Annotated in this window: 17 protein-coding genes, 1 tRNA gene and 2 pseudogenes; 11 read left to right on the top strand and 9 right to left on the bottom strand. The window is 66.5% G+C overall.

What is annotated here, in order from left to right:
* Positions 1-33: 33 nt before the first annotated feature.
* On the bottom strand, positions 34-456 hold the full coding sequence (locus EV580_RS26495; RefSeq protein ID WP_133695116.1) for a hypothetical protein: 423 nt from the start codon (positions 454-456) through the stop codon (positions 34-36).
* Between the two features lie 168 nt (positions 457-624).
* On the opposite strand from EV580_RS26495, the pseudogene EV580_RS26490 reads away from it, so the two are divergent.
* Positions 625-1,916: pseudogene (locus EV580_RS26490) on the top strand (pyridoxal phosphate-dependent aminotransferase).
* 31 nt (positions 1,917-1,947) lie between these two features.
* Positions 1,948-3,192: a YibE/F family protein gene (locus tag EV580_RS26485; protein WP_133695112.1), complete on the top strand. Its 1,245-nt coding sequence runs from the start codon at positions 1,948-1,950 to the stop codon at positions 3,190-3,192.
* Positions 3,193-3,224: 32 nt separating this feature from the next.
* Here the strand turns inward: EV580_RS26485 and EV580_RS26480 are convergent, their stop codons facing one another.
* The 6 genes from EV580_RS26480 to EV580_RS26455 form a co-directional block, all read right to left on the bottom strand.
* On the bottom strand, positions 3,225-3,578 hold the full coding sequence (locus tag EV580_RS26480; RefSeq protein WP_133695111.1) for a nuclear transport factor 2 family protein: 354 nt from the start codon (positions 3,576-3,578) through the stop codon (positions 3,225-3,227).
* 18 nt (positions 3,579-3,596) lie between these two features.
* Positions 3,597-4,361 carry a maleylpyruvate isomerase family mycothiol-dependent enzyme gene (locus tag EV580_RS26475; protein ID WP_133695109.1) on the bottom strand — a complete coding sequence of 255 codons (765 nt, stop codon included), beginning with the start codon at positions 4,359-4,361 and terminating at the stop codon, positions 3,597-3,599.
* A gap of 10 nt (positions 4,362-4,371) precedes the next feature.
* Positions 4,372-5,700, bottom strand: a complete 1,329-nt coding sequence (locus EV580_RS26470) for a UDP-glucose dehydrogenase family protein (RefSeq protein WP_133695107.1) — start codon at positions 5,698-5,700, stop codon at positions 4,372-4,374.
* 84 nt (positions 5,701-5,784) lie between these two features.
* A complete protein-coding gene (locus tag EV580_RS26465) occupies positions 5,785-7,542 on the bottom strand; it encodes a DUF7159 family protein (protein WP_133695105.1) in 1,758 nt (585 codons plus the stop codon).
* Positions 7,543-7,697: 155 nt separating this feature from the next.
* A complete protein-coding gene (gene dcd, locus EV580_RS26460; RefSeq protein WP_133695104.1) occupies positions 7,698-8,279 on the bottom strand; it encodes a dCTP deaminase in 582 nt (193 codons plus the stop codon).
* A 20-nt stretch (positions 8,280-8,299) separates the two neighbouring features.
* A complete protein-coding gene (locus EV580_RS26455; RefSeq protein WP_133695102.1) occupies positions 8,300-10,051 on the bottom strand; it encodes a glycoside hydrolase family 64 protein in 1,752 nt (583 codons plus the stop codon).
* Positions 10,052-10,278: 227 nt separating this feature from the next.
* On the opposite strand from EV580_RS26455, the gene EV580_RS26450 reads away from it, so the two are divergent.
* The 9 genes from EV580_RS26450 (at position 10,279) to EV580_RS26410 (ending at position 17,973) form a co-directional block, all read left to right on the top strand.
* Positions 10,279-10,349, top strand: a tRNA-Gly gene (locus tag EV580_RS26450).
* A 95-nt stretch (positions 10,350-10,444) separates the two neighbouring features.
* The gene (locus EV580_RS26445; RefSeq protein WP_133695100.1) at positions 10,445-11,263 is read left to right on the top strand and encodes an SDR family oxidoreductase; all 819 of its coding nucleotides are present in this window, start codon (positions 10,445-10,447) and stop codon (positions 11,261-11,263) included.
* Between the two features lie 73 nt (positions 11,264-11,336).
* A complete protein-coding gene (locus tag EV580_RS26440; protein ID WP_166654911.1) occupies positions 11,337-11,738 on the top strand; it encodes a PqqD family protein in 402 nt (133 codons plus the stop codon).
* Positions 11,735-12,721 (top strand): phosphoenolpyruvate carboxykinase (ATP), encoded by a 987-nt coding sequence (locus tag EV580_RS26435; RefSeq protein ID WP_133695096.1) that lies wholly within the window; start codon positions 11,735-11,737, stop codon positions 12,719-12,721. The genes EV580_RS26440 and EV580_RS26435 overlap by 4 nt, the downstream gene beginning before the upstream one ends.
* Positions 12,718-13,812 carry a glycosyltransferase gene (locus tag EV580_RS26430; protein ID WP_133695094.1) on the top strand — a complete coding sequence of 365 codons (1,095 nt, stop codon included), beginning with the start codon at positions 12,718-12,720 and terminating at the stop codon, positions 13,810-13,812. Before EV580_RS26435 ends, EV580_RS26430 begins: the two co-directional genes overlap by 4 nt.
* On the top strand, positions 13,805-14,488 hold the full coding sequence (locus EV580_RS26425) for a glycosyltransferase family 2 protein (RefSeq protein WP_133695092.1): 684 nt from the start codon (positions 13,805-13,807) through the stop codon (positions 14,486-14,488). Before EV580_RS26430 ends, EV580_RS26425 begins: the two co-directional genes overlap by 8 nt.
* Positions 14,481-15,155, top strand: a complete 675-nt coding sequence (locus EV580_RS26420) for a glycosyltransferase family 2 protein (RefSeq protein WP_166654910.1) — start codon at positions 14,481-14,483, stop codon at positions 15,153-15,155. Before EV580_RS26425 ends, EV580_RS26420 begins: the two co-directional genes overlap by 8 nt.
* Positions 15,155-16,825, top strand: coding sequence for an ABC transporter ATP-binding protein (locus EV580_RS26415; protein WP_133695088.1), 1,671 nt, complete (start codon positions 15,155-15,157; stop codon positions 16,823-16,825). Before EV580_RS26420 ends, EV580_RS26415 begins: the two co-directional genes overlap by 1 nt.
* The gene (locus tag EV580_RS26410; RefSeq protein ID WP_133695086.1) at positions 16,822-17,973 is read left to right on the top strand and encodes a nucleotidyltransferase family protein; all 1,152 of its coding nucleotides are present in this window, start codon (positions 16,822-16,824) and stop codon (positions 17,971-17,973) included. Before EV580_RS26415 ends, EV580_RS26410 begins: the two co-directional genes overlap by 4 nt.
* Positions 17,974-18,490: 517 nt before the next feature.
* On the opposite strand, the gene EV580_RS26405 is transcribed toward EV580_RS26410, so the two are convergent.
* Together EV580_RS26405 and EV580_RS26400 are read right to left on the bottom strand one after the other, a co-directional pair.
* The gene (locus EV580_RS26405; protein WP_133695084.1) at positions 18,491-18,601 is read right to left on the bottom strand and encodes a hypothetical protein; all 111 of its coding nucleotides are present in this window, start codon (positions 18,599-18,601) and stop codon (positions 18,491-18,493) included.
* Positions 18,602-18,607: 6 nt separating this feature from the next.
* A pseudogene (locus EV580_RS26400) lies at positions 18,608-18,958 on the bottom strand (ABC transporter ATP-binding protein); the annotation flags it as partial.

The following is an 18,958-nucleotide window of genomic DNA, read 5'->3' as shown; positions in this document are numbered from 1 at the left end:
GGCGACGACGTGGGCTCTGCTGTTGGAGTGGGCTCAGCCGACCTTGACCAGCTGGAACGGCGCCTGGGTGATCTGGCCTCCCGGGCAGTCACCGTTGGAGTCCGCCGTGATGGTCCCGTTCATCGTCGCCGCGTCCACCGAGTAGGCGATGCGCACCGGCGCGTAGCTGCCGTTGTCGCAGACGATCCCGTCGGGCTTGGTCACGGTGAAGTTCCAGCGCCCGTCGGTATAGGTGGCGACGCTGGTCCAGCCGACAGTGCTGGTCAGGTTCGCGGTACAGCCGTTGACCACGGGAACGCAAGACGAGGCCGCCGTGACGACCGCTCCGTCGTCCCCACCCCGCACGGCGTAGGTGCCGGTGATGGATCCTGGATCGCCAACCGCCGAAGCAGCAAAGCCCAGTGCGGCAGATGCCGCCAGCACAGCAGCAGTCGTCAATGTGCGGGTGATCTTCACGTTCATCCCTTTGCGCCGTCGGACCGTTGGTAACGGCTCAAGCTAGCAGTCATTTCGACCCCAATAGCCCCGACTACACAGCAGAGTCACAGTTGTATCCGAGGTGTCCCTCAATCGTGACTTCCGCGCGTCACAGCAAAGCCACAATCGGTCACGGAAGAAACGAAGTTGCACCGGAATGGGACAATCGTGCAGTGACTACTCACCAGTTACCGTGGCACGGCACGAGCCAGCATCCTCGGCCGCGCACGTTCACGCAGTCGACCAAGCTGCAGGACGTTCTCTACGAGATCCGCGGACCGATCCACGAGCACGCCAATCGCTTGGAGAACGAGGGTCATCGGATCCTCAAGCTGAACATCGGTAACCCGGCCCCGTTCGGCTTCGAGGCGCCCGACGTGATCATGCGCGACATGATCGCCTCACTGCCCGACGCACAGGGCTACTCCGACTCCAAGGGCATCGTCAGCGCCCGCCGCGCGGTCTTCACCCGCTACGAACTGGTCGAGAACTTCCCCCGCTTCGACATCGACGACGTCTACCTCGGCAACGGTGTCTCCGAACTCATCACGATGACCCTGCAGGCGCTGCTCGACAACGGCGACCAGGTACTCATCCCCGCGCCGGACTATCCGCTGTGGACGGCGTCGACCGCACTGGCCGGCGGCACCCCGGTGCACTACCTGTGCGATGAGACCAACGGCTGGATGCCCGACGTCGCCGACCTGGAATCCAAGATCACCGACCGCACCAAGGCGCTCGTCGTGATCAACCCGAACAACCCCACCGGCGCGGTGTACAGCCGCGAAGTCCTCGAGCAGATGGTCGAATTGGCGCGCAAGCATCAGCTGCTGCTGCTGGCCGACGAGATCTACGACAAGATCCTCTACGACGACGCCAAGCACATCAGCCTGGCCTCACTGGCGCCGGATCTGCTGACCCTGACGTTCAACGGTCTGTCCAAGGCGTATCGGGTGGCCGGCTACCGGTCCGGCTGGCTGGTCATCACCGGACCCAAGGAACACGCCAGCAGTTTCATCGAGGGCATCAGCCTCCTTGCCAATATGCGGCTGTGCCCGAATGTGCCTGCGCAGCATGCCATTCAGGTCGCATTGGGCGGACACCAGAGCATCGACGATCTGGTCCTGCCCGGTGGGCGGCTGCTCGAGCAGCGCGATGTCGCGTGGACCAAGCTCAATGAAATCCCCGGGGTGTCGTGCGTGAAGCCGACCGGCGCGCTGTATGCCTTCCCGCGCCTGGACCCCGAAGTACACGACATCCACGACGACGAGCAGCTGGTGCTGGATCTGCTTCTGCAAGAGAAGATCCTCGTCACCCAGGGCACCGGCTTCAACTGGCCGGCTCCCGACCACTTCCGGATCGTGACACTGCCGTGGGCCCGTGATCTGACCCGCGCCATCGAACGGCTGGGCAACTTCCTGGCCAGCTACCGGCAGTAAGCCCACAAGCACTGCCACTACCCTGTCACCGGTGTCGCATTCGCATTCACACACCGGGCCGGCCCCGCTGAGTCCGCTGGCCGCGCGGATCGTCGTGATCGCACTGGCCGTGATCGGTCTGGCGACGGTGATCGGGGCGGTCCTGCTGTGGCCGAGCGGCTCGAAGGTCGACATTCCGTTGCCGTTCCAGAACGGCGCTGGCGGCGCGGTTACCACCGAGGGTGGTCACGTGACGTCCAGCAGTCTGGCCGACTGTGGCAGTCCGTCAGCCGGCCAGGTGCTCACCGCATCGCCGGCCCCTGGGATAGCCGGCAGCGGCAGCTGCGTGCAGACGGTGGTGGCGATCGACAGCGGGCCGAACCAGGGCGCGTCGACGATGCTGGAGTTCTCCCCCGGGCCGGGTCAGCCGAACCTGTTGGCCGGCGACACAATTCGCATCTTTCGGCAGGTCGACGAGCAGGGCACGACCAGCTACGCGTTCTACGACTACGAGCGCACCTGGCCGTTGATTGCGCTGGCGGCGGTGTTCGCGATCGTCATCGTGGCGGTGGCGCGGTGGCGCGGCCTGCGGGCTCTGGTCGGGATTGTCGTGGCCTTCGTGGTGCTGGTGGCCTTCCTGCTTCCGGCGTTACGAGACGGCGCCCCAGCGGTTCCCGTCGCACTGGTCGCCTCTGCGGTCATCCTGTTCGCCGTCATCTATCTGGCGCACGGGGTCAGTCTGCGCACCAGTGCGGCCCTGCTCGGCACGTTGACGGCGATGCTGCTGGCGGCGGGACTGTCTTGGGCGGCAATCGAACTCGCGCATCTGACCGGCCTGTCGGAGGATCAGAACAACGAGGTCGCGGCCTACATGGGGCACGTGTCGATCCAAGGCTTGCTGCTGGCCGGGTTCATCATCGGCTCACTGGGTGTGCTCAATGACGTGACGATCACCCAGGCGTCGGCGGTGTTCGAACTCGCCAACGCCGGTGATGCCACACGTCGTCAGATCTTCGTGCGCGCCATGCGAATTGGCAGCGATCACATCGCCAGCACGGTGTACACCCTGGTGCTCGCCTACGCCGGCAGTTCGCTTCCGCTGCTGCTGTTGTTCAGCGTGGCCAACCGCTCGCTGTTCGACGTGCTGACCAGTGAGAGCGTGGCCATCGAGATCGCGCGGTCGGCGGTGGGCGGTATCGCGCTGGCGTTGTCGGTGCCGCTGACCACCGCGATCGCCGCGGTACTGGCTACCCCTGGTCCAGCAGCTTCATCGGGTAATCGCCACAGCCCGACTTGACCCGCCGGTCAGGCTGATCCCGCGCCAGTCGGTCAGGCCTGCAGGTCTTCCTCGGCCATGTCGGTGGCGGCCAGGGCCGACGCCAGGTCGTCGTGGCGGAACGCCGAGGTGACGTGGTCGTGCACCACCCGGAAGGCCGATGCCACGGTGCCCGCATCGCGCCGCTCTTCGACGACGACGACGCCGTCGCGGTAGTAGATCTCGCCGACTTCGACGGGTCCGGCGAAGCGTTGCGCCCAGTCCCGCAGCGCGGCATGGCCCTGGGCGGCGCCACCGGCGTCGCCGATCTCGATGTCGTCGCTGGACAGCGAGACCAGGGTGTCGAGGTCCGCGGTGCTCAGCGCGTCATGCCAGGCCAGGACGGTGGCGATCTCCGAAGTGCTCATTGGGCTAAAACTACCGGTCTAAAAGGGCGTGCGGGCCAACCAGGTGTCCCAGACACCTGCGTCGCCGAATACCTCGAGCCCTTCCGCGGCCGCGGTGCCGCGCCGTACGACGGCCATCAGCAGGTTGCGCGCCGGACCCTTCAGCGCGGCGGTGGCCTTGCCGTGTTCATGCACCATCGCAATGCCGTCGGGACGCCCGAGGAGAGTCCACTCACCGGCCTCCCCGAGGTCGGTCTCGGTGGCGTGCAGGTGCAGGGACTGCTCGTCACCCAGCGGCCGGTCGCCACCGGCGGGGCCTTCCTCGTCGGCCTGGATCACCACCCGCTCCAACCATTCGGTGATGGCGTCGGCGGCCAGGGCCGGGTCGACGTCGAACTCGACGCCCAGGGCGATCGCGGCGTCGGCGCGATGGACCAGTACCTCGTGCAGGCGCCTGCGGATCCACCACGTGGCGGGCCTGGGGCCCAGGAATGTCCACACTTCGGTGTCGGGGCCGGTCTGCGCGACGGCGTCGACGAGCTGGCGCGGACCTGCCAGCAGCCAATCGATCTCGTTGTCACGACCTTCCGGCGGCTTGCCGCCCGCGACGGTGCGCGGGTCGATGTAATCCATCGACTGTTCGGCGACGATCTGGGCGCACCACCGGTCACCACGACCGACGTGACGCATCAACTGCTGAAGTGTCCACTCCGGGCAGGTCGGAACCGGGATCGACAGGTCGGCGTTGCGCAGAAGCTCAGCGAAGGCGGCATTTTCGGCGATCAGCGCGCTGGTGAAGTCCACGCCTCCGAACCTACGTCACCACCGGGCGGCCCAACGCGTAAACGTTCCATCCGGCGGCGGCCCAGCGTGCGGCGTCGAGGCAATTACGGCCGTCCACAATGACTCTGGCCCGAACATGCTGGGCCAGTTCGTCGGGGTCGAGGTCGACGAACTCCTGCCATTCGGTGGCCACCAGCACAGCGTCGGCGCGGTCGCAGGCCTCCAGCGCCGACGTCGAGTAGTTCAGTGTCGGGAACAGCCGCTGCGAGTTCTCCATCGCCTTGGGGTCGTAGACGTTCACGGTGGCGCCGTTGAGCTGCAACAGCCCGGCCACGTTGAGCGCAGGAGAATCCCGCACATCGTCGGACTCGGGCTTGAACGCCGCACCGAGCACCGCGACGTTGGCCCCCAGCAACGAGCCTCCGCACGCGGTGGTGGCCAATTCGACCATCCGGGTGCGGCGGCGCATGTTGATGCTGTCCACCTCGCGCAGAAAGGTCAGCGCGTGGTTGGCACCGAGCTCACCGGCGCGAGCCATGAAGGCGCGGATGTCCTTGGGCAGGCAGCCGCCGCCGAAACCCAGTCCCGCGTTGAGGAATCGGCGCCCGATGCGCGGGTCGTGGCCCAACGCATCGGCCAGTACCCGGACGTCGGCGCCGGCGGCCTCACATACCTCGGAAATGGCGTTGATGAACGAGATCTTGGTGGCCAGAAACGCATTGGCCGATACCTTGACCAGTTCGGCGGTCTGCAGGTCGGTCAGCAGAAACGGAATGTCCTCGGCGAGCAGGGGTGCGTACATGTCGCGCAGCACCGCCTCGGCGCGCGTCGAATCGGGCTGTACGCCAACGACGATCCGGTCCGGGTGCAGTGTGTCCTGCACGGCGAAGCCCTCGCGCAGGAACTCCGGATTCCAGGCCACTTCGACGTCCACTCCGTCACGGGCCAGTGCCTTAGCCCGCCGGCCCAGTTCCGCGGCCGTACCGACGGGAACCGTTGACTTACCGACGATCACCGAAGGCCGGGTCAACCGGGGCACCAGCTCGTCGATCACGGCGTTGACATGGCGCAGATCGGCGCCGTATTCGCCCTTTTTCTGCGGAGTTCCGACGCCGAGGAAGTGCACATCGGCGAAGTCGGCGGCCGCGTCGTAGTCGGTGGTGAACTGCAGGCGACCGGCAGAAAGATTGTCCCGCAACATCTTTGCCAGTCCGGGCTCGTAGAACGGGATATCGCCGGAGGACAGTTTGGCGATCTTGCCGGGATCGATGTCGATCCCGACCACCTCATGACCCAGCTCGGCCATTCCAGCGGCGTGGGTTGCTCCCAGATAACCGGTGCCAAAGACAGTGCAACGCATACTGCCTCTGTACGCAGCCCCGATGATCTGGCTGCATCGCGACACTGAGCGTGAGGCTAACGGCCGGTGAACTCGGAACTGAAGTCAGTGGCCGAAGCTGGGGAACGGCCACAGCGGGCTACTGCCCGACCCACGGCCAGAGCTACCGGAGCCACCGCTGGACCGGGAGCCGCCGTCAGACCCCGAACTCGAGCTCGAACCGCCCGATCCGTAGCCGCCGGAACCCGAGCCGTACCCGCCCGAGCCGGCGGCCGCGCTGGGCGGACTCTGCGGCGCCTGGGTGACGACCGGCGACGACGGCTGCTGCGGGGCCTGCGTGGGGTACGACGGCTCCTGCGGCACCGACGGCGTCGACGGCACGGACGGAGTAGAGGGATACGACGGTGTCGAGGGCGTCGTGGGGTACGACGGCGTCGACGGCTCAGACGGATAGCTCGGCGACGACGGGTACGTCGGGTAGTGCGGAGCCCGCGGCGGCCGCAGGAACGGCGGCAGCAGCGGCGGAAGGACGATCACCGGCGGCGCGATGATCGGTGCCGGGATCACCGGCGCAACCGGAACCGGTGCTGGCGGCGGCGCTTCCGGCGCGGGCGCGGGGGCCTCGGGTGCCGGCGCGGGAGCTGCGGGAGCGGGTGCCGGGGCCTGCGGGGCCGGGGTCACGTAGACGGTCCGCGGTGCCTGCTGGACGACCGGGACCGGCTCCTGGATGGTGTCGGGCACCGACGGCTGCGACGGGGCCGGTGGCGAAGCCGCCTCCGGAACCACGGGCGCTGCCGATTGGCTGCTGGGCACGATCACGCTCTCGGCCGGGTTGGGCCGCTGATTGACGGTCGGGCGGATGCTGACCGCCAGGGAGATCACCAACGCCACCACACCGATCACGAAGATCGACGCCAGTGAGCTGCCGACCAGCAGGAACGGCTTGCGCTCCGGCTCGTCGACGGTGAAGTCGGGATCGGCGGGAATCGAGTCGTAGCCGAGCTCCCCGTCCAGCTCGTCGGGCACTTCGCTGTAGCCGAGCGGGGCCATGTAACCCGCGGCGGCCATCTGGGTGCCGGCTTCCGCCATCCCGGCTTCCGACATCTGGGTGTCCTCGCCGGCCGGGTACACCTTGCCGGCGGTGGTGCCGTCGGGATCGCGGGCGTAGCCCAGGCCGACGGTCGAGGCTTCATAGCGGGGTGCGGCGGCCGAGGCCAGTGCAGCGCCGCGCGCCAGGGCCAGTCCGGCTTCCTCGGGGGCGTGCACGGGCAACGTGGTGCCCAACGAGAGCTGCGACTTCACCGCGGCGACATCGACACCCGTGCCGAGAACGAACAGGCCCTGCGGCGGCGCCTCGATGCCTTCCAGGCCGGCGATCATGCGCTGCAGTTCGGCGACCGCATCGTCGGCGTGCAGGCTTTCGGTCTGCACCTTGACGATCGCGCCGGTGGCGGTTTCGACGACGGCCACGGTCGCCGTGTCGCGGTCGAGGAGCATCAGTGCGGTGCGGTCGTAGCCGACCGTCTGTCCGACGGCCTGAGCCAGCGCACCGGCGGCGTGAAGTTCAGAGACGAGAACGACGTCGTCGATCTTGCGAGCCTTGAGCGCATCGCGCAGGCCGGCCGCCGCGGCATGGTCGGTCCATGTGACGCCGGTCGAAACCAGGCGGTGCCCACCTTCGGTGGCACTCTCCCGGGTTCCGAGGATCGCTGCGACGACTTGCTCCGCCGCGGTTGCCGCGCCGTCGCCGGTCGCGAGATCGAAGGTGTCGTTGTCGACGGTGACGCCATCTGCTTTCTCGCCTTCGACCAGCACCATGCGCACCGTCGTCGGTGTCATGGACACACCGAGTGCGATGTCCACTACCCCTCCAAGGTTGTTTGCTGGGTCCCCCGACCCGCTGCTGCGCTCCACCCTGATAGAGCCGCTCGACTAGAAAGTTCATCGCCGCAGGTGGCGACGTCGTTACAGCCAAACGGGTTAGCTAGTGGCTGACAGCTGACCCTGGAGCTCCGAGGCTACTCGCCCGCGCTGGACTGGATGAAGTTCTGATACGAGCGCGACGGCGTCGGCCCGCGCTGACCCTGGTATTTCGAGCCGACGCTGGCGCTGCCATAGGGGTTTTCGGCCGGGCTGGTCAGGCGCAGCAGACACAGCTGACCGATCTTCATGCCCGGCCACAGCGTGATCGGCAGGTTGGCGACGTTCGACAGCTCCAGGGTGATGTGCCCGGAGAAGCCGGGGTCGATGAAGCCCGCGGTGGAGTGGGTGAGCAGGCCGAGCCGGCCCAGCGACGACTTGCCTTCCAGCCGACCGGCGAGATCGTCGGGCAGGGTGCAGCACTCCAGCGTCGAGCCGAGGACGAACTCGCCGGGATGCAGCACGAACGGCTCGCCGTCGGCGGGCTCGACCAGGCTGGTCAGCTCGTCCTGCTGTTTGGCGGGGTCGATGTGGGTGTAGCGGGTGTTGTTGAAGACCCGGAACAGGCTGTCGAGCCGGACGTCGACGCTCGACGGCTGCACCAGGGTGTCGTCGAAGGGGTCGATGCCCAGTCGTCCGTCGGCGATGGCGGCGCGGATATCACGATCGGAGAGCAGCACGCGACGAGCGTAGCGGCGGATCAGTTGATCGTGATGGTGACCGCGTCGGGCGGCTGCGAATTGGTGAGGATGAGCACCGAACTCTGGCTGTTCACGTCGTCGTAGGGAAAGCCGTAGTTCTTCCCGTCCAGCCCGAGCTCGTGGAAGACCCGTGCATACGAGTTGTATTTCGTGTCAGCCGGGTAGTACGCCGCCACGTTCTCCCACTGATCCGGCGAGGCGGCGACCCCGCGGTTGAACGCCGCGTCGAGCTGAGCCAGGAAGGCGCCCTGCTCATGGGTCCCGACGAACGGGCCGTCGCCGGCGAAGACCTGCCCTGTGGTCGGCTTGTCCATCGCATAGCTTCCCGAGACCCCGGCCGGGTTGAGGGCGGTGACGATGTAGGCGAATTGGTTGTTGGCGTTGACGTGGCCGGTGACGGTGTAGGTGCCAGGCGAGGTGAAGGTGAACGTCTGCGTCGTGTACTTGCTCCAGAAGTCGTCGATCGGGTCGTCGAGGTAGTGCGCCAATCCCCCGGGCTGTGTCGAGCGAGGCGAGGCGATGCGCAGCGGGTTGCCCTGGCCGTCGTTGATGACGAGCTGCTGGAATTCGGTTGGCACCGATTCCAGGTAGGTGGTGAACACCTGGTTCCGGCTGACGGTGGTGCCGCGGCTCTCGGAGAACGAGCCCTGCGCGAGGGTAAAACTCAGCGGCAGGCCGAACTGGTCGACCTGAGTGGTGTTGCCGCCGAAGGGCACGCCGCCGTACTGGTAGGCGAATTCGAACCAGTCGTAGACGGTGCCGTAGTTGGGATTGGTGACGCCGACGGGGTCGGGCACGGTCCAGCCGGTGTTGTCCGGGCTGATGGCGATGTAGAGCGGCTGGCCGACCGAGACATAGATCCGGGCGCCCTGCAGTTCGGGCGGCATCCGTAGGTTGCCGGCCGCATTCAGGGTGTAGGACATGTTGGCGTAGTTCACGCCGTCTTTGACGAGATGGCCGGGCGCGTTGGCGTCGTCGTGGTTGATGGCGTGCGTGGTTCCGGTCTGGTCCACCCAGGCCCACTGGTCCTTGGAGGTCTGACCGATAGCGGTGATGTAAAGCTGGCTGCTGGCGTAGGGCGAGCTGTTGACGAAGTCGACCGGGAAGGTCGCCGCGTTGTACGGCTCGACGGCGACGGTGAGCGTGCCGGTCGCGGTGTGGCCGCTGGAGCCGAGCAGGCCGAAGGTCAGGAGGTTGACCAGACCGGAGAGGCCGTGGATGTGCGGTCCGCTCCAGAAGTCGGTGGTGGTGACCTGGAAGGTGTCGGTGTAGGGGGCGGAACCGGTCCAGCTGGCCGATGGCGTGTAGGTCGCGTCGGTGCCGGAGATGTTCAGGGTGCCGCCGCCTGAGCCCGTGCCGCGGACGGTGTAGGTCAGTCGGCGCCCGTCGGTGTCGACGCCGCCGAGCGGGAACGGATCACTGGTCTCGCCCGGATCGAGTGCTTCCGGTTGGGTCTGTGGTGGGAATGTCGGAGTGACGGCTTCGAAGGTGCGTTGGTACCAATTGCGTTGCGCCGCTTGGGCTGCGCGCAGGCCCGGGGTGGCACGGGATTTCGGCGTTGTCGCCGTCGTATGCACGGTCGCCCGCGCGCTGGAGGCAGTGGTATGAGTACGCGACACCGATGGCTTCCCAGCAGTGCCGGAATCCGAGGTTTCGGCATGACCTGTCGCAGGGTTGGCCAGCAGTGCGGCACCGATCCCGACGGCCACCGCAGTTCCCCCGAGCCAACCAGCGTGCGCGACGTACTTCATCGGGTTCCATTCGACGTAGCTGGATGCGACTGATCTCGATCCGAATCTAGCCCTGGCACCACAAAATGGTGGGCATTTTCGCGTGATGGCCGGCGCACTGCACTTTGCTGATCATGTCGGGCGAAGCCCGCGCGCCGCGACCCAGACGGCGTTGCCCTTCCCCCGAAACCGCCGCGTCGACGCGTTTCACACGGCAGGTGGCCACAGTGCTAACCTCTGTGTCCATCGCCGATGTAGTTCAATGGCAGAACATCAGCTTCCCAAGCTGAATACGCGGGTTCGATTCCCGTCATCGGCTCTCACGAAAAATGCGATGCCCCCGAGATCGCGCCGATAAGACAGCGCCGAAGAAACGGCCGAATCCTTGCGCCCCAGTGCCGATAGGGTGACGCCATGAACCGTCGTCGCGCGATTCTGGTTGGGGTCGAAGGCGGGATCGGCCACGCGATTGCGCACGCACTTGCCGCCGACGGCTGCGATATCGGCCTCACCTGGTTCCGCGACGAAGGCGAGGCCACCCGCACGGCAGCCGAATTGCAGTCGATCGGCGCGTCGACCGCCCTGGCACGGCTCGACCTCGGCACACCAGAGGCCACCGCCGGCGTGATCGCCGGCCTGACTGGACGCCTCGGCGGTCTCGACATCCTGGTGGGCAGCGCCGGATACAACGAAAGCGCGGAGTACGCAACGGATTTCGCGTCTTTTCGTCGGGTCGTCGAGATCAATCTGATGGGCATGTCGGCTGTCCTGCTCGCCGGCGCCGCCGTACTGAGCGAACAGGGCACCGGTGGCCGCATCGTGGTGGTGACATCTGTCCACGAGGAGATTCCGCTTCGCAGCGCGCTCGGGTACACGGCCGCGAAGCACGGCCTGGGCGGTCTGGCGAAGGGGCTCGCACTGGAGCTTGCTCCACAGGGAATCACGGTCAACACCGTCGCGCCGGGGCCGATCGCCACCCGGATGACAGGCCACGACGGCGAGGACGCCGAACTTCTGCCGCATGACGGCGTTCCGACGGGGCGCTACGGCGCGCCCGCCGAAGTCGCGGCAGTGGTCCGTTTTCTGGTCTCGCCGCAGGCGTCGTATGTCACCGGTTCGCGCTACCACGTCGACGGCGGCATGGCGTTGATGGCACAGCCGAGCCGAACGTCTGTCCGACCCGGGCTGATCGATCGCGCCATCGGGGTCGTCAGCCGGGGCCGCAGACCCTGACCGCGAATCCGGCAACGCGGAAAGTTTCGATAAAAGATGCCTGAACAGCCAGGATGCTGTGTAATTTGCAATTGTGCTAAGTGATCAGGTGGTGCACGAAACCCTCGACGGAGAGACGGTCATCATCGACCTCGCCCGCGGCACCTACTTCAGCCTGGAGGGTTCGGGCGCCGACTTGTGGGCCCGTCTCCTGACCGGCGAGAGCCCTGCGCAGTCGGCATCGGCATTGGCCACCGCGCACGACGCAGATTCCGTCGCGATGACAGCGGCGATCGTCGCGTTCCATCAGCAACTCTTCGACCATGGATTGCTCACGGTGTCGCCTCCCGCAGCGCCCGACGGCGGCGGCGCGCTTGGCACCTTCACCATCCCGACCTTGCGTGTCTATGACGATCTGCGGGAGCACCTCCTGCTCGACCCCGTCCACGATGTCGAGCGCGGCGCAGGCTGGCCGACCGTTCCAAGCAGTCCGTGACGACTGCGGGGCAACTGGCCGCCGCCCCGCAGGCATTCCGGGGGATGGTCGTAAACCGCGCCCTGCATGCGGCGTCGTCGGTACCGGCGCTATGGCTGCGCATCGCCGGAATCACCATCCAACTCAACATTGCCGACCCAGAGTTGGATAGCGCGCTGATGCCTGCGCTACGTCATCACCTGTGCGAACCGACGTCTGCCCCCATAGTCCAGCTCGTCGCGTGGAGCACGCCACTAGGACCCTTTCCCTGGGGCCCTTCACATTTGGGCCGTGGCGGTTCAGTCGCCGGCCTTTCCCACGGGCCCGTCCGGACCTGTGCGGCACCCGATGAGACCAGCCTGGTCCTGTGGGACAACGAGCGACGCTTGGCCTGCTGTTGGTTCGCCGGCGCCCGCGGCGTGACTCGGTGGGACCGCGCAGCCCCGTTTCGTACGGCCCTGCACTTCGCGTTGACGGGCCGAAGGCATCAGCTCATCCATTCGGCCGCAGTCGGTTCCGACGGGCGAGGTGCTCTACTGGCCGGTCCCGGCGGCTCCGGCAAGTCGACGACGACCATGGCCTGCCTCCTGGCAGGGCTGCAAGTCGTCGGTGACGACTACTCGGTTATCGAACTCGACGACGGCCGTGCGCGTGCCTGGAATCTGTACAACTCGATCAAGGTCGGCGAACGCGGACCGGCAGATCGGGATGATCGCCGGACCCTCATCGTGGGGGACGACCTGCCCGGTGCCACGACCGATTTTCTCGACGTCGCGGCCATCCTGCTCCCCCGCGTCGTGAACGCCCGCCACTCGACTCTCACCCCGACCAGCCCCGCCGAGGCGCTCCGCGCTCTGGCACCGTCCACCCTGCTGCAGGCCCCGGCAGAAGGAAAGCCGAGTCTGGGACTGCTCGCCGACCTGGCACGTGCCGCGCCCGCTTATCACCTGAACCTCGGCGCCGATCGTGGTGTCCCTGCCATCGCAGAAGCGGTCGCGGCATGAGCCAGGTACTCGTCGTGGACCAGGAACCGCCGCAGGCCTGCCGGGACGGTGGCGCGGCCCGGATGGTTGCTCTGCTGCGGCTACTCCGCAATGACGGCCACAGCGTCACGTTCGCGAGTCGGCGGCCACGTGCATCCAGCCAGGCCGGGCCCGAGGAGCAGCTAGCCAGCCTTGGCGTCACCACCGTGCGGTGCCCCATCGACGACTGGCTCGTCACCCACACTCCCGACATCGTCATCGCGAGCAGGTTGCCGGTGGCGGACGAAGTCCTGCCGATCGTCAAGACCTTCAGCCCGACAAGCCGATTCGTCTACGACGCCACACATGTGGAGTACCTGGCCAAGTACCGCCTGGCCAAGCTCACCGGCAATCGACCGCTTCTGGCGGCCGCCGTCCAGGACAAGTCAGCCGAACGCAAGGTCGTCGCCGCCGCCGATGCGGTTGTCGCCGTCTCCGAGGAAGACGCGGGTGAACTGCGCGGGCTCGACGCCGAGGCCAACATCCACATCGTTCCGGCGGTGCACGCCCACGGGGACAGTGAGGATCTCGCAACAGGGCCGCGGACCGGGATCGTGTTCCTCGGGTACCTGGGTATGCCCGAGAACGAGATAGCGGTCCGCCGACTGGTCGATCGCGTATGGCCGCTGATCGAGTCCGTCGCCGGTCCCACCAGGTTGACGGTGATCGGCGCGGCAGCGCCCGCGTGGCTGCTCGCCGCCGCAGCCGACCGACCGCGCCTCGCGGTCACCGGGCAGCTGGCAGACATCGATCGGACGTTACGGGAGGCGGCGGTGATGGTGGTTCCGCTCACCGGCGGGTCCGGAGTGAAAACCAAAGTGCTGCATGCCTTCGCGCGACGCCTCCCGGTGGTCGCCACCGCCGATGGCCTACGCGGCATTCCCGCGGTACACGGGGTCCACGCGCTGTACGCACAGAGCGACAGCGACATGGCCGGCTGCGTGGCCCAGCTAGTGGAAAGTCCAACGCTGGGAACCGAACTCGCCGATCGCGCCGCCGAGTTGCTACGGGCACGATTCAACGACGACGTCAACCGAGCCGCCCTGTGCGCCGCGCTGGAGTGTCATGGCTGAGATCGGTGTCGTGTTGCCCGTCTTCAACGGCGGGAGCTTCCTGCGCGAAGCATTGGACTCGATCGCTTCCCAGACCGTCCAACCCTGCGACGTCGTCGCGGTGGACGATGGCTCCACCGATGACAGCCAACGGCTGTTGCGATCGTTCGGTGCGCGAATCCTCAACACTGACCGTGTGGGCCAGGCCGCTGCCCGCGACCACGGGATCGCCGCCGTCCATGGCGACGTGCTGGCCCTGCTCGATCAGGACGATCGATGGCTACCCGAGAAGCTCGAACGCCAGACCGACTATCTCGCAGCCAACCGCGATGTGAGCTTCGTTGGAGCCCTGTGCTCGGTCTTCCTCCAGCCGGGCACACCTCGGCCTGCGTGGTGGAAACCGGCCTGGGACAACGGCATCCCAGAGCCGTCGCTACTGCCGAGCGCCACCTTGTACCGTCGATCTGCCTTCGCGACCGCAGGAGGATTCACAGCGGATCCAGTCGTGATTTCCGAGGACATGGCGTGGACGGCACGCGCTCAGGACATGGGCCTTCGCAGTGGAGTCGTGGATGAGGTACTTGTCGAGCGCCGCGTGCACGCGCGAAATGCCTCCGGCGACACCGAGCTACGGGCGCGCGAACACCTGGCGATCGTTCGTTCGTCGCTGGCCAGGAAGAGGGTTCGACGTGCCTGATGACTCGCATACAGCTGTCGCTGCCGTGATTCCGGCGCGCCCCAAGGAACCATTCCTCGGTGAGGCGATCGAATCGACACTGGCCCAACCGGAGGTCGTCGAAGTTCTCGTCGCCACGCATCAATCCGATTCGCCGACAGCGCAACTCGTGAGGGACCACCCTGACCCGCGGGTTCGCCTGGTGTGTTCTCACGGCCCGTCGGCGGGCGAGAATCTGGACGCAGCAGTGCTGCACACAACTGCACCGTGGTTGGCATTTCTCGACGCGGACGACCGGTGGCCGACGGGGCGGATCAGCACCGGCCTACGTGCCGCCGGTGCGGCGCCGGGCACTCAGCTCGTCATCGGTCGCCAGCAGGCGATGGACGAAAATGGCTGCCTGCTTTCAGCAATCGCCCCCGCTCCGATTTTGGGCGCGGTGCTGGCCCGACGGGACGCCGTCGATCACATCGGCCCGTTCGGCAACAGTTTGGTGGCACAGATGCGCTGGCTGCTGCGAGCCGCAGAACTCGGGGTCCCCACGCTGGAGCTGTCCGACGTCATGCTGTTCCGCCGTTCGCACGCCGGTAACCTCAGCCGGGTCCACCGCCCCGAGTTGCACCAGGCCTATCTCAGCCTGGCGCGAGAGCGGGTTGCCGGCCAACGGCACACCTCGGGAGGCTCGTAATGGGCCGAACCGACATGCGAGCACTGTGGACACTGCTGCGAGGCCACCGAGTGCGCTTCGCAACCGGCATCGGATTTCTGGGCCTACAGTCCGCCGCGCTGCTACCCATTACGCTGTTGGTGCACAACATCTTTGCCATCCAGATTCCGGCCGCGAACAGCCGTGCGGTGCTGATCAGCGGTCTGGGGGTTCTGGCGCTTTTCACCGCCTCCGCACTGTTGTCTCTGCTCGCCCGGCGAATAATCCTGATCGGGTTGTTCAAGAGTGTCTCGACACTTCGACGACAGGTCTTGGCACGGCTGCATGACCTGCCGCTGGCCTGGCATGAGCGCCAAGATATCGGACGGCTGCACGCGGCGCTCGTGCTCGACGGCGAACGCCTGGAAGCCTCACTCCCCTCCATCGTGATGGTGGCGCAAGCAATCGTCGTCGGTGTCCCGCTGACGGTCGTCGCGATCGTCGTCAGCCCATTGCTCGCCGGGGTGGCGGCCCTGATCGCCGTAGCGCTGCTGGTATTGAATTCCAGGCTGAAACAGCGCACCGAGGAAGCGATCAAACGCTGGATGGGCACGCACCGGGCCTACGCCGGACACGTCCTGGGGACCTTGAGGTCGATGCGCCTCATTCGCACCCGCGGCGTCGACGAGATCGAACAAGCCGATGGCGACAAGCGCGTATTGGCGCTCGAGGCCAACAGCTTCGGCAAGGCGTGGGCTTCCAGCGTCGCGACCATCGTCAACGGAGCGATCGCCGGAATCGCGGGCAGCATCATCCTCGTCGTCGGGGGTGTCGCGGCCTCCACCGGAGCATTGTCGATCGGCACGTTGATGGCGTTCTACGCCGTCCTGATACTGCTGCTGCGCAGCGTGACCGGGGCCGCGGGCGCCGGTTCGAGTCTGATGGTCGCGGCCGCGGCGCTGTCGCCGCTCCAAGCGATCGTCGCCGATCCGCTCCCTCCGGTGTACAGCGGTTGCCGTCGCGAACCGTTCGACGGCTCCGTCGCACTGCGTGGCGTGACCTTCGGATACCGCACGGCCCCGGTGCTGCGGGACTTCGACTTCGAGATCGCGTCCGGTGAGCGAGTAGCGGTGATCGGCGAGAACGGCGCGGGCAAATCGACACTGGCGCGCTTGGTACTTGGGCTGGATCGACCGTGGAGCGGAGAGGTCATCATGTGCGGCCACCGGCTCGACGAGCTTGATGTCGCAGCGTTGCGCCGACAGATCGGGGTGGTGCTGCAGGAGACCATCATCCGGGCCGGCACGATCCGGGAGAACGTCGCCTTCGGCCGACCCGATCTCACGACTGCACAGGTTGAGCGGGCGCTCTCGTTGGCCGGGATCACCGACATGCTCGACCACCGCTTTCCCGATGGCGTGGACACCGATGTCGGCGACGACGGGTCCCGCCTCAGTGGCGGTCAGCGGCAAGCGATTTCGCTAGCTCGTGCACTGCTCGGCGATCCGCGCCTGTTGATCCTCGATGAGCCGACGAATCATCTCGACTCGGCTTCGATCACCCGTCTGCAACATGCGGTGGACGCGATGGATCCTCGACCCGCCGTCCTGATCATTACCCACGACCCGGCCATCGCGGGGTGGGCCGACCGGGTGGTGCGCCTCGAATCCGGCGATGTCACACCCGAGTCGCTGATGGCCGAGCGGCCATGAGGAGCGCTCTAGCCCGACTAGCCTCGCTGGACCTCCCGAAAGTTTCCCCCACCGAGTTGCCGTTCCCGACCGCAGCGCAGCTCGATCTGGCCAAGGCGGCAATTTTGCGCGCCGATGCCGCGGCACCTGCCTGGCGCAGGTGGAAGGCCCGCGGCCTTGCTTTGGAAGAGGTTGACGAAGCATCCGGCCGGTTGTTCTCGCAATTGTGGATCAACCACGAGTCGGCGGGGATTGGCGACGACGACCTCGCACTGCTCAAGGGCGTCTATCGCCAGACGCTCGCGCACAATGCCGTCACCCTCGCCGCCGGCCTGGAGATGTCGCAACCGCTTGCCGCCGCCGGGATCCCGATGGTGTTCATCAAGGGTGCGGCCATGATCGCCATGGCCGGCGGACGGATTGGGTTGCGCCGCACCAATGATGTGGACGTCCTGATCCCTGAAGCCGACGCAGCTCGAGCCGTGGCCATCATGCGCGGAGCCGGCTACCAGCCGACGTTGCAGGCGGACCATACGGCCATCGGAGCCCAGCATGCCGTCGGATTTCGAGACGCGGCCGGCGTCGAAATTGACCTGCACTGGTGGGCGTTCAAGGTTGCCGGCGACGACCGGGCGGTCTTCGAGACCGCTTGCCCGGCAACGTTGCTGGGTCGTGGTGTCCTGGTCCCCTCACCGACCGAGTGCCTTGTCGGCGCGGTCGGCGGCGCATTCAGTTGTGGATGGTCGGGCTCGCCGCTGCGCTGGATCGCCGATGCAATGTTGTTGCTCGAGAACTCGACGATCGATTGGGACTATGTAGTGCAGCGAGCGGCACGGCCCGGACTGACGCTGGCCCTGGCCGACGGATTGGCCTTCTTGGTCAGGGAGTTCGCCGCTCCCGTCCCGAGCCGCGTCGTGGCCGAATTGCGGCGACGACCCGTCGGCTGGCGTGAACGTGGAAACCACTGGGCGGTGTGCGATGGCCGACGACCAGGCCGCGTCTTGCTCTACCACCTCGAACAGCATCGTGCCCGGCGCCTGCGATATCCCGCGGATGTGCCCTGGGATCTCCTCGGACATCTAGCGCAGGTCACCGGGAAGAAATCCGGACGGCGACGCGACGTCGTCCAGCGGCTGCGGGCACCAGCCCCGGTCACCCAACTCAGGTGAAGAATTCGATGATCTGCACCTGAAGCTCACCGACAGCACCTGCCGCGATCATCAGCGGTTCGTCGTCTTTGAACTAGCCCAGGCGCCGTCACATTGTTGGCTGTAAGAGCGCACCGGTCACGAGCTGACGGAGGCGAGGGTAGTCGTCATGCGCGGCGTACCCGTCGACCCACTTCAAGACGTCGTCGAACAATCGTCTGGGCAAGGGCTCACGTGACGATTTCGAGGCTTCTAGCACGGCTCTGATGACCCACGCATACTCCCCGACGCCGAGCTGGATGAACACGCGCTCGAGATCGACTTCGCCCAGGCAGGAGCGACGCTGGTCCACCAGGTCCCAGGCCAATCGGGGTAGGTTCAAATCGATCTTCGGGCGAGGTACTGGTGGTGGGGGTATCCGTAGGCGATCGGGTCGTTTGCGCATCTACAACAACTCCCCTTGTGCGATATCGACGAATGCATCTCTCTCCCATGGCAATACAGCCATCACTCTGCTACTCATATTGGCGCTACTTGGCTACACGGGCGGATACGCGGGCGGTGGGTAGACGCCACGAAGAGCCCAGGGCAACCAGTTGAAGAAATACTCGACTTCGTCGCTGGCGTCGTAATCAGGACTGGGATCCATTGTTCTCTAACTCCTTCCACCGAGTGCCGCCTCAGCACTCGGGCGTGCGTGGGTGCCGTCGAGGTCGTCGCGGATGGCTTCCTGGGCGGCCGGGGGCAGGGTGTGCAGGATCTGGCGGACCCGTTCCTGGCGGCGGCGCACCGCGTCACGCTCGGGCATGCCCGGGGTGACAGTCAGCTGCGGGGGCACACCCTCGATCTCCTCGACACCACCATCGTGGTGACCGGCATCGACGAGGGCCTGCTCCTCGGCCATCGTGGCTTCGTCCTTCTCCTCCGACATACCGATCGGACCGATACGGCGGCCGTTGAGGAACTGACGCACCACCGGCTCCTCGGAGGTCAACAGCACCTCACG

This window comes from Mycobacterium sp. BK086 (assembly GCA_004362315.1).
Taxonomy (GTDB): Bacteria; Actinomycetota; Actinomycetes; order Mycobacteriales; family Mycobacteriaceae; genus Mycobacterium.
Note: the sequence above shows the minus strand (reverse complement) of the source record. Positions and strands in the feature narration are given on the sequence as shown.

Excerpts from the sequence above, each read along its gene's own strand:
- EV580_RS26445 (WP_133695100.1), top strand. The coding sequence starts at position 10,445 with ATGAACCGTCGTCGCGCGATTCTGGTTGGGGTCGAAGGCGGGATCGGC.
- EV580_RS26405 (WP_133695084.1), bottom strand. The coding sequence starts at position 18,601 with ATGGATCCCAGTCCTGATTACGACGCCAGCGACGAAGTCGAGTATTTC.
- EV580_RS26415 (WP_133695088.1), top strand. The coding sequence starts at position 15,155 with ATGGGCCGAACCGACATGCGAGCACTGTGGACACTGCTGCGAGGCCAC.
- EV580_RS26410 (WP_133695086.1), top strand. The coding sequence starts at position 16,822 with ATGAGGAGCGCTCTAGCCCGACTAGCCTCGCTGGACCTCCCGAAAGTT.
- EV580_RS26430 (WP_133695094.1), top strand. The coding sequence starts at position 12,718 with ATGAGCCAGGTACTCGTCGTGGACCAGGAACCGCCGCAGGCCTGCCGG.
- EV580_RS26425 (WP_133695092.1), top strand. The coding sequence starts at position 13,805 with ATGGCTGAGATCGGTGTCGTGTTGCCCGTCTTCAACGGCGGGAGCTTC.
- EV580_RS26470 (WP_133695107.1), bottom strand. The coding sequence starts at position 5,700 with ATGCGTTGCACTGTCTTTGGCACCGGTTATCTGGGAGCAACCCACGCC.
- EV580_RS26480 (WP_133695111.1), bottom strand. The coding sequence starts at position 3,578 with ATGAGCACTTCGGAGATCGCCACCGTCCTGGCCTGGCATGACGCGCTG.
- EV580_RS26455 (WP_133695102.1), bottom strand. The coding sequence starts at position 10,051 with ATGAAGTACGTCGCGCACGCTGGTTGGCTCGGGGGAACTGCGGTGGCC.